11 protein-coding genes are annotated in these 11,253 nt (G+C 71.1%); 6 read left to right on the top strand and 5 right to left on the bottom strand.

The genetic code is table 11. The features are described from left to right. The 3 genes from NX1_RS34400 to NX1_RS34390 form a co-directional block, all read left to right on the top strand. Positions 1-684, top strand: a 684-nt coding sequence (locus NX1_RS34400) for a class I SAM-dependent methyltransferase (RefSeq protein WP_169812333.1), incomplete at its 5' end; no start/stop codon positions are given. 43 nt (positions 685-727) lie between these two features. Beyond that, the gene (locus tag NX1_RS34395; protein WP_068069207.1) at positions 728-1,030 is read left to right on the top strand and encodes a DUF1330 domain-containing protein; all 303 of its coding nucleotides are present in this window, start codon (positions 728-730) and stop codon (positions 1,028-1,030) included. Positions 1,031-1,137: 107 nt separating this feature from the next. Next, on the top strand, positions 1,138-1,503 hold the full coding sequence (locus NX1_RS34390; RefSeq protein ID WP_068069204.1) for a VOC family protein: 366 nt from the start codon (positions 1,138-1,140) through the stop codon (positions 1,501-1,503). Between the two features lie 16 nt (positions 1,504-1,519). Here the strand turns inward: NX1_RS34390 and NX1_RS34385 are convergent, their stop codons facing one another. The 3 genes from NX1_RS34385 to glsA form a co-directional block, all read right to left on the bottom strand. Beyond that, on the bottom strand, positions 1,520-2,323 hold the full coding sequence (locus NX1_RS34385; RefSeq protein ID WP_068069199.1) for an enoyl-CoA hydratase: 804 nt from the start codon (positions 2,321-2,323) through the stop codon (positions 1,520-1,522). An 87-nt stretch (positions 2,324-2,410) separates the two neighbouring features. Continuing rightward, positions 2,411-3,103 carry an SIMPL domain-containing protein gene (locus tag NX1_RS34380; RefSeq protein WP_084501985.1) on the bottom strand — a complete coding sequence of 231 codons (693 nt, stop codon included), beginning with the start codon at positions 3,101-3,103 and terminating at the stop codon, positions 2,411-2,413. A gap of 62 nt (positions 3,104-3,165) precedes the next feature. Further along, the gene (glsA, locus tag NX1_RS34375) at positions 3,166-5,019 is read right to left on the bottom strand and encodes a glutaminase A (RefSeq protein ID WP_084501984.1); all 1,854 of its coding nucleotides are present in this window, start codon (positions 5,017-5,019) and stop codon (positions 3,166-3,168) included. 242 nt (positions 5,020-5,261) lie between these two features. Between glsA and dxs the strand changes: the two genes are divergently transcribed. Continuing rightward, on the top strand, positions 5,262-7,160 hold the full coding sequence (gene dxs, locus NX1_RS34370; protein ID WP_068069194.1) for a 1-deoxy-D-xylulose-5-phosphate synthase: 1,899 nt from the start codon (positions 5,262-5,264) through the stop codon (positions 7,158-7,160). A 149-nt stretch (positions 7,161-7,309) separates the two neighbouring features. Here dxs and NX1_RS34365 read toward each other — a convergent pair whose 3' ends face one another. Both NX1_RS34365 and NX1_RS34360 read right to left on the bottom strand, forming a co-directional pair. Continuing rightward, the gene (locus NX1_RS34365) at positions 7,310-8,578 is read right to left on the bottom strand and encodes an HRDC domain-containing protein (RefSeq protein WP_068069192.1); all 1,269 of its coding nucleotides are present in this window, start codon (positions 8,576-8,578) and stop codon (positions 7,310-7,312) included. Positions 8,579-8,600: 22 nt separating this feature from the next. Continuing rightward, a complete protein-coding gene (locus tag NX1_RS34360) occupies positions 8,601-9,152 on the bottom strand; it encodes a DUF3000 domain-containing protein (RefSeq protein ID WP_068069209.1) in 552 nt (183 codons plus the stop codon). Positions 9,153-9,377: 225 nt separating this feature from the next. Between NX1_RS34360 and hemE the strand changes: the two genes are divergently transcribed. Next, complete coding sequence (hemE, locus tag NX1_RS34355) at positions 9,378-10,433, top strand: uroporphyrinogen decarboxylase (protein WP_068069190.1); 1,056 nt, start codon at positions 9,378-9,380, stop codon at positions 10,431-10,433. 116 nt (positions 10,434-10,549) lie between these two features. After that, positions 10,550-11,253, top strand: a 704-nt coding sequence (locus NX1_RS34350; RefSeq protein ID WP_157120383.1) for an FAD-dependent oxidoreductase, incomplete at its 3' end; no start/stop codon positions are given.

Genomic DNA, 11,253 nt, shown 5'->3' with positions numbered 1-11,253 from the left:
GCCGATGACTCACCCGCATGGCACGGCGCCGAGGATCCCGCGGAAGCTCGCCGCGCGGCGGCCGCACGTCGGGCTGCGACGCACGCCGCACGCGACGAATGGGTGATCGACGGCAGCGGGCGGGCCGTGGAGTATGTGGCCGGACGCCGCTGGGAGATCGCCGCGACCGGCTTCTGGCAGGCGCATCGCCTTGCGGCGCAGTGTTATTCGGATGTCGTCGCGGATTGGTCCGACCTCGCCGCCGGCGACTTGGCCTGGGATTTGTACAGCGGTGCCGGAGTCTTCGCGGCGCGGCTCGCCGATCGGGTCGGCGCGCAGGGCGCGGTGCTCGCGGTGGAGTCCGCGCGTTCCGCCGTGGCCGACGGACAGGCCGCGCTGCGCGACCTGTCGTGGGTGGAGCTGCGCGCCGAACGCGTCGAGCGCTGGTTGGGCGAGCACGTCGGCGGCGCCGAGCCGCGGGCGGTCGTGCTGGATCCGCCGCGCGCGGGCGCGGGAAAGGACGTCGTCGCCGCGGTGGCGACGGCACATCCGTCGCGCATCGTCCACATCGGTTGCGACCCAGCCGCTTTCGCCCGCGATCTCGGTCTCTACCGATCGCACGGCTATCGCCTCACCGGCCTGCGCGCTTTCGACGCCTTCCCGGCGACGCACCACGTGGAGTGCCTGGCGCTGCTGGAACGGTGAGAAGCCCGCGGCGCCCGCGGTTCGGAGGTTTAGAGTCCTGATCATGACCGTGTACGTGATCGCCCAGCTGAAGTTCACCGACCGCGCCGCCTACGACCGCTACCAGGCGCGTTTCATGTCGGTGTTCACCAAGTACCAGGGCACCCTGCTCGCCGCCGACGAGACCCCCACCACCCTCGAGGGGGTGACCGACCGCGAGAAGGTCGTCTTGATGGCGTTCCCCGACGAGGCCGCCGTCACCGAGTGGGCGGATTCCCCTGAGTATCAGGAGATCTCGAAGGACAGGAAGGCGGGGGCCGACGCCGTGATCCTGCTGGCGAAGGGCCTCGACCACCGCTCGAGCTGATGCTCGAGCGTCGTGAGCCGGGCGGCCGCCGACCGTCGCAAGGTCGGCGGCGGACACGAAAGTCCTTGTGCCGGTGAATATCCGGTCGATACCGAGGGAAGAATGTCGTGATCCATCACGTGCAGGTGAGCTGTCCGCCGGGCTCCGAGGACGCACAGCGCGCGTTCTACACCGGTGTACTCGGCTGGCCCGAGTTGACCAAGCCGCCGCTGCTCGCGGAACGCGGCGGCTGCTGGTTCCGTGTGCCGGGCCGCGGCGGGCCCGACGGCGAGTTGCACGTGGGGGTGGAGACGGACTTCCGGCCCGCCGCCAAGGCGCATCCGGCTTTCGTGGTCGACGTCGACGCGACGGCCGAGGCGGTCGCGGCCGCGGGGCATCCGGTGCGGTGGGCCGATCCCGCCGAGATTCCGGGGCGCCGCCGGTTCTTCACCGTCGACGGTGTCGGCAACCGGCTGGAGTTCCTGGCGCACTGACGACCGGCGGGCGCGATCAGTGTTCGTAGTGGGGCGGGCGGCGGTCGCGCCTGGCGCGGATGGCTTCGTCGAAGTTGTCGGTGGTGAGGCGGACGTAGAGCTGGGCGAGGCCCTCCTGCTGCATGTGCGACTCGAAGCTGCTCGCCTCCAGCCCGCTCCACAGCATGCGTTTGGTGAGCTCGGTGCCGACCCTGCTGAAGCCGATGATGCGTTCGGCGAGGTCGTAACAGGTGTCGAGGAGTTTCGCGGTCGGCACGGTGCGGGAGACCAGGCCGATCCGCTCGGCCTCGACCGCGTCGACGTCGCGTCCGGAGAGCATGATCTCGAAGGCGCGCGCGGAGCCGATGGCGCGCGGCAGCAGGAAGCTCATACCGAGTTCGGTCGAGGTGAGTCCGTTGTTGATGCCCGCGGCCCGGAAGTAGGCGTCCTCGCCCGCGATGCGGATGTCGGCGCCGACGGCCAGGCAGAAGCCGCCGCCGATGGCCGCGCCGTTGACCGCGGCGATCACCGGTTGGTGCATGCGGCGCAGCGTGATCATCACGTCGTTGAGCAGATCCATCGATCGCCGCGCCACCGTGGTGGTGGTGAGCCCCTTCGTGTTCGGCACCCGTCCCGCGCCCTGGAGGTCGGCGCCGGAACAGAATCCGTGCCCTGCGCCGGTCAGCACCACCACGCGGACATCGTTGTCGGCGCCCACCTGCTCCAGCGCCTCGCGCAGCGGGATCATCACGTCGAAGGCCATGGCATTCATCCGCTCCGGCCGGTTCAGCGTCACCAGCGCGATCTGCCTCCGCGGCCGATCGACCAGCACGAAAGACATGGCGACTCCTGACCCGCGGCGCCGGGTCCGCCGCGCGCCTTCACTATAGGGTCGCCCGCGCGCCGGTCGCGGCGAAATCCGCGCCTGTCAGTCCAATGTCCAGGTGGCGCGCACGCTCGCCGAGATCTCCGATTCGCCGAGTTCCACCGGGACCGCGGCGGCGAACGCAACCTCACCCACCGGCGCCGGCATCGCGCGCATCTTCGGCGCGAAAGGCGGTGCGGACGCGGCGTTCTCGGTGATCTCGAGCACCGCGCCCAGCGAGCGGCCCGCGCGTGCGGCATACTGCTCGGCCTTTGCGAGCGCGTTGTCCCACGCCGCGTCGCGGGCGCGCGCGAGCAAGCCGGCCTGGTCGGCGAAGGTGAGGACGAGCCCGCCGAGGCGAACATCGTCGCCGCCCGCCTCGACCGCGTCGGCGATGATCGTGGCGGGGCCGGGGAAAGCGCCCGCGTCGATGTCGCGCAGCGCGACGGTCAGGTCGGCGGTCGCGAGATAACCCGTGATGCGGTTGCCCTGCCCCTCGGTCCACACGGTCTCGGTGCGCACCGACAGCCCGCTGGTGGCGATGTCGGCGTCGGTGACGCCGTTGCCGCGCAGCGCGGAGCTGACCGCCGTGACGCGCTCACCCGCCTGCCCGTAGGCCAGCGCGACCTTGCTCGCCCTGGTCTCGATGGAGAGGGTCACCCGCATCAGATCCGGGGTGGCGCGCACGCTGCCCTGGCCGAAGGTGGTGACCGTGCCGTCGGACCTCTTCTTGTCCACGTCCTTCTGCTTGCTCACGTCGCTGTACTCCTCGCTCGCCCGGTATCGGTCCTCGTCGCGTTCTCGCCGGAAGGCACGGTTCAATAGTCCCCGCCGCGCACCGCGACGGCGCGGACCGCGGCGTCCACCTGCGCGTACGCGACAGCCGCGAGCCGTTCCAGTAGCGCCGATTTCAGCTGGGGAGCGCGTTCAGCGAGCACATCGAAGTCGGTGGGCCCGAGTACCGCGAGCCGCACTCCGGTCTCGGCGCGCACCTCGTTCACGAACGGCTCGCCCATCAGCATCGGAACCTCCCCGAACGACATTCCCGCGGTGAGCGTGACCAGCCGGTGGGTGCGCCCATCGGCGTCGTCGAAGGTGAGCCGCACTCGACCCGCCAAGATCAGATACAGGCCGGAACGGCTGTCGCCCCGGCGGGCGACGACCTCGTCGCGCGCCACCGTGCGCACCTCGAAATGCGCCGCCAGCCCGGCCCTCGCGTCGGGAGCGATCGCTGCGAGCGCGGGGTGCTCCTCGACCGACATCGACGTGCACGCCGGTTCGCCCGCTGGGCGGTAGCGGGCCAGCACGACGTCCTCGCACCACTCGATGGCGGTGTCGCGGTCGTGGAAAACCTGCCCGCGTGAGTCGCCGTAGGCCAGATCTCCCAGCTTGGCGTCCGGGTCCACCAGCGCAACCAGACATCCGGTCACCATCAGTTCGCGGTGCAGATCCGCGAGCATGGTCACCGCGATCGCGCTGACCTCACCCACCCGGCGCAGATCGACCACCAACGCGTCCAGTTGCCCGGCCCGCTCCTCGATCGCGCGCACCGCGCTCTCGGCGCCCGCGAACAACAGGTCGCCGTGCAATTCGTAGATCCGGGTCCGGTGCCAGTGCTCGTCGAGCACCGAGATCTCCTCGGTGCTGCGCCGCACCCGGGACGGCACCTCCGCGACCGTGTACTCGGCGCGGATCGCTGTGTGCGCCGACCGCGTGACGTGCAGGAAGTGCAGTTCCAGCCGCCGCGAGAGCTCACGGCACGCGGCGACACCGCGCACGCTGTTGCCCTGCCGATCCAAGCGGGGCGAGTACACCGCGATCCCGATCTGCCCCGGCAGCACCGCCAGAATGCCGCCGCCCACGCCGCTCTTCGCGGGCATGCCGACGGTGCTGACCCAGTCGCCCGCCGCGTTGTACATCCCGCACGTCGTCATCACGCTGAGCACATGTTCGGTCAGCGCGGTCGACAGGGCCCGCTCCCCGGTCAGCGGATTGACGCCGTTGTTGGCCAGTGTCGCGGCCATCACGGCGAGGTCGTGGCAGGTGACGTCGATCGAGCACTGCCGGAAGTAGCGGTCCACCGCCTCGTCCGGATCGGAATCGATGGTGCCGAACGAGCGCAGCAAGTAGCCGATGGCGCGGTTGCGATAGCCGGTGCGCGCCTCCGAGGCGTACACGGCCTCGTTCACGTCGAGCTCGCGCCCGGCGAAGCGGGAGTAGCAGCGGCGCACCCGGTCGAACTTGTCGGCGGCGTCGCGGCCGCTGATCAACGAGGCGGCGGTGATGGCGCCCGCGTTGATCATCGGGTTGCGCGGACGTTCGGTCACCGGGTCGAGGCTGATCTCGTTGAACGGTTCGCCGGAGGGTTCCACGTCGATGCGCTCGGCCACCGCCGCGGGCCCGCGATCGGCCAGCGCGAGCGCGTAGGTGAACGGCTTGGAGATCGACTGGATCGTGAACGCCACATGCACGTCACCGGCGCCGTAGACCCGCCCGTCCGCGGTGGCCAGGCACAGGCCGAACGAATCGGGTTGCACCGCAGCCAGTTCGGGAATGTAGTCGGCGGGCTCGCCGGATCGGTCGGCCAGGCACTCGGCGTACACGTCGGCGACGATGCGCGCCACCACACCGGTATCGGCTGGTCGGTGAACCTCGTGCTGGGGCTCGGCCACACGACCACTCTATGTTCGTGCGCCGCGCCCGGGGCGCGAACTTCGACCGGACTCCGTTGGGCCGCGTTCGCGCGACGGGTACCGTAGGAGCGGCGGCCGGATGTTTTCGTCCGGCCGCGCGCGTGTCCAGTCTCACATTCGCGACGAAGTCGGTTGGTGACAGGCACTTGTCGGACAGCGGCATTGTCACCGCTCCGTAGACTGATCGGATCAGAAGCGCTATCCGGAGGGAGCGAGTTCAGGTGGGAGTGCTTTCCCGGGTCGACACGCCCGAAGACTTGCGCAGGCTGAACGTGGCCGAGTTGCGGGAGCTGGCGGAGGAGATCCGTGAGTTCCTGGTGCGGAAGGTCGCCGCCACCGGCGGCCACCTCGGACCGAACCTCGGCGTGGTGGAGCTGACCATCGCGCTGCATCGGGTCTTCGATTCGCCTGCCGATCCGTTGATCTTCGACACCGGCCATCAGGCCTACGTGCACAAGATCCTCACCGGCCGCAAGGACCAGTTCGACAGCCTGCGCAAGCAAGGCGGACTGTCGGGCTACCCGAGCCGCGCGGAGAGCGCGCACGACTGGGTGGAGTCGTCACACGCATCGGCGGCGCTGTCCTACGCCGACGGACTGGCCAAGGCGTTCCAGCTCACCGGGCAGGGCAGGCACGTCGTCGCGATCGTCGGCGACGGCGCGCTCACCGGCGGCATGTGCTGGGAGGCGTTGAACAACATCGCCGCGGCGCCGGACCGCTCGGTGGTCATCGTCGTCAACGACAACGGCCGCTCCTACGCGCCGACCATCGGCGGACTCGCCGAACGGCTCACCGCGCTGCGTACCCAGCCCTTCTACGAGCACGCGCTGGACGCGGGAAAGCGGATCCTCAAGAGCATCCCGCGGGTGGGCGAATCGGCCTACTCGATGGTGCACGCGGTGAAGGCGGGCATCAAGGACGCCGTCAGCCCGCAGGAGCTGTTCAGCGACCTCGGGCTCAAATACGTCGGCCCGGTGGACGGCCACGACGTCGCCGCCATGGAGGCGGCGCTGCGTCGCGCGAAGGACTTCGGTGGTCCGGTGGTGGTGCACGCGGTCACCCAGAAGGGCCGCGGCTACGCGCCCGCCGAGAACCACGTCGCCGACCAGATGCACGCCTGCGATCCCATCGACCCGCTGACCGGCCGTCCCGTCGGCGGTCCGAAGGCGATCGGCTGGACCTCGGTGTTCTCCGAGGAACTGATCGCCCACGCCGAGCAGCGCGACGACATCGTCGCCATCACCGCCGCGATGCCGGGGCCGACCGGCCTGGCCGCGTTCGGCGAGCGGTTCCCGGATCGCATGTTCGACGTCGGCATCGCCGAACAGCACGCCATGGCGTCGGCGGCGGGTCTCGCGCTCGGCGGTCTGCACCCGGTGGTCGCGATTTACTCGACCTTCCTCAACCGCGCCTTCGACCAGCTGCTGATGGACGTGGCGCTGCTGAAGCAGCCGGTCACCGTGGTGCTGGATCGCGCTGGCATCACCGGTTCCGACGGCGCCAGCCACAACGGCATGTGGGACCTGTCGGTGCTCGGCATCGTCCCCGGTATCCGGGTCGCGGCCCCGCGCGACGCGGCCACCCTGCGCGAGGAACTGGGTGAGGCGCTGGCCGTGAACGACGGGCCCACCGCGCTGCGGTTCCCGAAAGGCAGTGTGGTCGAGGACATCCCGGCCGTCGAACGACTCGACGGCGTCGACGTGCTTCGGCTGTCCGACGCCGAGGGCGGTTCGGCGCGGGCGCAGCGCGGCGATGTGCTGATCGTCGCCGTCGGCTCGTTCGCCGAGACGGCGCTGGGCGTCGCGGATCTGCTTGCGCCGGAAGATGTTTCGGTCACCGTCATCGACCCGCGCTGGGTGCTGCCGGTCTCGGACACCGTGGTGAAGCTCGCGGAGAACTACCGCCTGGTGGTCACCCTCGAGGACGGCGGCTTGCACGGCGGCATCGGTTCCACCGTCTCGGCCCGCCTGCGCTCCGCCGGACTCGACGTCCCCACCCGCGACCTCGGCGTCCCGCAGCAGTTCCTCGACCACGCCTCCCGCAACCAGGTCCACGAGGAACTCGGCCTCACCCCAGAAGACATCGCCCGCCGCATCAGCGGCTGGCTCAGCGCTAGCTGAGATAGCCCGTTCGACCGACGCGCCCCGGCAGGCTCGGATCACCCGAGCGCCGGGGCGCGTGTCGTTCTCGGACCGGGCTGACGTCGCGCACGACGGGTTCCGGTAGGCAGGCGTCAGGTCCGGCGCGCAGGCTCCGGCCGAACGCCGGATCAGGCGGGTCTTGGCGTCAGTGCTGCGGTCAGGCGTGGCACGGCCAGCTCGCGCTGCCATGGGCGGGCGCCGCCGGACTTGAGGAAGCCGTCGACCGCGGCCGCGAGTTCGGCGGTGTCGGTGCGGTCGTACTCCGGTAGCCCATCCCAGCAGAGTCTGCGGACCAGGTCGGGGGAGAGCAGGTTCTCGACCGGGACCGAGTGCTCGAGCGAGAGTTCGCCCATCGCGGCGCGGGCGCGGGCGAGACGGGCGGCGGCGATCGGGTCGCGGCGCTCCCAGCGGTTCGGCGGGGGCGGGCCGTCGAAGGGCTGGGTGAGCGGGGGCAGTTCGCTGTCCGGCAGCGCGCGGGCGCGGTCGATGGCGCCGAGCCACTCGCGCGAATACCGCCGCTGGCGCGGGCCGCCGAACACCGGAAGGGTGCGCAGCTGGGCGATGGTGCGCGGGTCGGCGGTCGCGGCGGAGACGATGGCGACGTCCGGCAGGATGCGCGCGGGCGCCACGTCACGGGCGCGGGCCAGCCCGTCCCGCGTCGTCCAGAGCTCGCGCACGATGGCCAGCTGCCGCGCGCGGCGCAGCGTGTGGATGCCCGAGGTGCGCCGCCACCGGTCGGCCTTGGGCGCGGGCGGTTCCGTCGTCCTGATGTGCTCGAATTCCTGTGCCGCCCAATCGCTCTTGCCCTGCGCCTCCAAATCGGCGGCGACCGAGGCGCGCAGCTCGAGCAGCAGCTCCACGTCCAATGCCGCGTAGTTGAGCCACTCGGCGGGCAGCGGGCGGGTCGACCAGTCGGCCGCACCGTGGCCCTTGCGCAGCGCCCGGCCGAGCAGCTTCTCGACCATCGCCGCCAGTCCAACCCGCTCGTATCCGGCCAGCCGACCGCCGAGCTCGGTGTCGAACAGTCGCGCGGGACGCAGCCCCAGTTCCGCCAGACCGGGCAGATCCTGATCGGCCGAATGCAACACCCACTCCAGGTCGTTGATCGCCTCGGCCAGCGGCGCGAGCTCGTCGGTCACCGGGATCGGGTCGATCAGGAAGGTGCCCGCACCCGCGCGGCGCAGCTGGATCAGGTAGGCCCGCGCGGAGTAGCGGAATCCCGAGGCGCGCTCGGCGTCGACGGCGAGCGGGCCGGTGCCGCCCGCCAGTGTCGCGGCCGCCGCGGCGACCTCCTCCGGTGTGGCGAGGACCGGTGGCACTCCGTCGACGGGGGCGAGCAGAGGTTCCGCTGTGCTGTCTCCCGCGCGCCCGTCCTCGGGCTGGTCTCCTACCGGCATAGACCTGAACTTTACGTTGTGGTCAGTTGTGGTCGTTGCTGGTGTACGAGTCTGGACGCAGATGAGTGATCCCGGCGGGCGGCAGACCCGCCGAATAGGCCAGCACCTCGCAGAACGCCTCGACGTGCGGACGCATTTCCGTGGTGAGCGCGGTCCACGAGGCGCGCAGCTCCAATTGGTGGGCGCGCGGCGGGCCTGCGATGTCGCCGTAGCGCACCGAACTGGTCGAGGTGACGGTGCCGCCGAGCGCGGTGAACGGCTCGGTCCGCGATTCGAGCGCGTCCACCAGCCAGCTCCAGGCCACCTCGGGGAGCAGCGGGTCGGTGGCCAGCGTGGCGTCGATGTCGGCCTGGATGTACGCGACCAGACGGAACACACCGTGCCAGGCGTCATCGCCGTCCGGATCGTGCAACAGGATCAGCCTGCCGAACGCGTCACCCTCGGAATCGACCGGGACGACCGGGGTTTCGGGATGTTTGACTTCGGCGCCGATGGCGTAGGAGAAGGGCGCCAGGCGCTGCGGTGGCCGGATGGGCGCGAGCTCGATCCGAGGATGCACGGTTGCGGTGCCCATCGCCTCGACCGCGGCGCGAAACGGAGCTGGTTCGCCTTGGGGGCCTTCGGTCGGTGCGGCGCCGTCGCGGAAGTCGAGCGGTGTCACGAAAGCGACGGTAGACCTTGTCCACCCGGCGCGGTCGGAGGCGCGCCGCTACGGCCGCATGACGGCCCTTTTCGTCCGGCTCGCCGCTGCCGCACTCCGGCTCCTGAGCCACCGCGGGGCGCGCATACGATAGCGGTGATGAGCACCTACACTCGCCGCCGCCTGACCGACGCCCCGTTCCTGGCCGCCGCCACCGGCGCCGCCCCGAGCAGGCGCCCGGTGTGGTTCATGCGCCAAGCCGGACGTTCGCTGCCCGAATACCGGGAACTGCGCGCGGGCATCGGCATGCTGGAGTCCTGCTTCGACCCGGAGCTGGTGTGCGAGATCACCATGCAGCCGATCCGCAGGCACGGCGTGGACGCGGCGATCTTGTTCTCCGACATCGTCGTTCCGCTCAAGGCGGCCGGGATCGACCTCGACATCGTGCCCGGCGTCGGCCCCGTGGTGGCCGCTCCGGTGCGTGCCAAGGACGACGTGCGCGCGCTGCCCCGGCTGCGTCCCGAGGAGGTCGGCGCGGTCACCGAAGGCGTGCGACTGCTCACCGACGCGCTCGGCCAGACGCCGCTGATCGGTTTCGCGGGCGCCCCGTTCACCCTCGCCTCGTATCTGGTCGAGGGCGGGCCGAGCAAGCATCACGAGCGCACCAAGGCGATGATGCACGCCGACCCCAAAACCTGGCACGAACTGCTCGGCGTGCTCACCGACATCACCATCGTGTTCCTGCAGGCGCAGCTGGCCGCGGGCGTGGACGCGGTGCAGCTGTTCGACTCATGGGCCGGCGCGCTCTCGCTCGCCGACTACCGCACCTACGTGCTGCCGCATTCCGAGCGGGTGTTCGCCGAGATCGCCGACGCGGGCGTGCCGCGCATCCACTTCGGCGTCGGCACCGGCGAACTGCTCGGCGCGATGGGTGAGGCGGGCGCCGACGTGGTCGGCGTCGACTGGCGCGTCCCGCTGACCGAGGCGGTGCGTCGCGTCGGCGCCGGAAAAGCCTTGCAGGGCAACCTCGATCCGGCCATCCTGTTCGCCGGACCCGAGGCCGTCGAGGCCGAGGCCCGCCGTATCGCGACGGAGGCCGACGAGGCCGTCACGATGGGCGCGGCGGGGCACATCTTCAACCTCGGGCACGGTGTCCTTCCTGACACCGACCCTGGCGTTCTCACCGCCTTGGTCGAGCTCGTCCACGAGCTCTGAGTCGGCGGGCGGCGAGTGCACCTGCTTCGGCGCGGCCCGCGGACCGGTGTGCCTGATCCGGCACACCGGGCGGGGCGCGGGCAGCCGAGTCCGGCGGGCGAGATACCGTCGCAGGCATGAGGATCGCGATTGTCGGCGGTGGAATCAGTGGTCTAGTCGCGGCATACCGGCTGCGCAGGCGGTTGGGTGCGGACGCCGACATCGTGGTGCTGGACCGCGCCGAACGGCTGGGCGGCATTCTCTACACCGGTGACGTCGGCGGGGAACCGCTCGACCTGGGGGCGGAGGCGTTCGTCGGGCGAAGGCCCGAGGTGCCCGCCCTGCTGGGCGAACTCGGCCTGACGGATCAACTCGTGACGCCCGCCGGACGACGTCCGCTGGTCTGGGCGGGCGGCGCGGCGCACCCGCTGCCGCCGCGCACGCTCATGGGCATCCCCTCCGACGCCGAAACGATGCGCGGCCTGGTAGACGACGACACGCTCGACCGCATCGCCGCCGAACCCGACCGCGCCCTCACCTGGTACCCCGACGCCGACCAAGACGTGTACAGCCTGGTCGCCGACCGTTTCGGCGCCCAGGTCGCCGAGCGCAGCGTCGACCCGCTGTTGGGCGGGGTGTACGCGGGCAGCTCCCGCTCCATCGGCGTGCGCGCCGCACTGCCCGGTCTCGCCGCAGCACTCGACGCGGGTGCGCCGAGTCTCACGCACGCCGTCGCGGCCGCGCTGCCGCCGCCGTCCGACGCGCCGGTGTTCGGTGGCATCCGCGACGGGTACCGGGTGCTGCTCGACGCGCTGGCCGACGCGGCAGCCGCCCGGTTCGT

Source organism: Nocardia xishanensis NBRC 101358, assembly GCF_001613365.1.
Classification (GTDB): Bacteria; Actinomycetota; Actinomycetes; order Mycobacteriales; family Mycobacteriaceae; genus Nocardia; species Nocardia xishanensis.
Note: the sequence above shows the minus strand (reverse complement) of the source record. Positions and strands in the feature narration are given on the sequence as shown.

What these genes read in the sequence shown, in the direction of transcription:
- hemE (WP_068069190.1), top strand. Translation starts at nt 9,378, where the DNA reads ATGAGCACCTACACTCGCCGCCGCCTGACCGACGCCCCGTTCCTGGCC.
- NX1_RS34360 (WP_068069209.1), bottom strand. Translation starts at nt 9,152, where the DNA reads ATGGGCACCGCAACCGTGCATCCTCGGATCGAGCTCGCGCCCATCCGG.
- NX1_RS34385 (WP_068069199.1), bottom strand. Translation starts at nt 2,323, where the DNA reads ATGTCTTTCGTGCTGGTCGATCGGCCGCGGAGGCAGATCGCGCTGGTG.
- NX1_RS34365 (WP_068069192.1), bottom strand. Translation starts at nt 8,578, where the DNA reads ATGCCGGTAGGAGACCAGCCCGAGGACGGGCGCGCGGGAGACAGCACA.
- NX1_RS34395 (WP_068069207.1), top strand. Translation starts at nt 728, where the DNA reads ATGACCGTGTACGTGATCGCCCAGCTGAAGTTCACCGACCGCGCCGCC.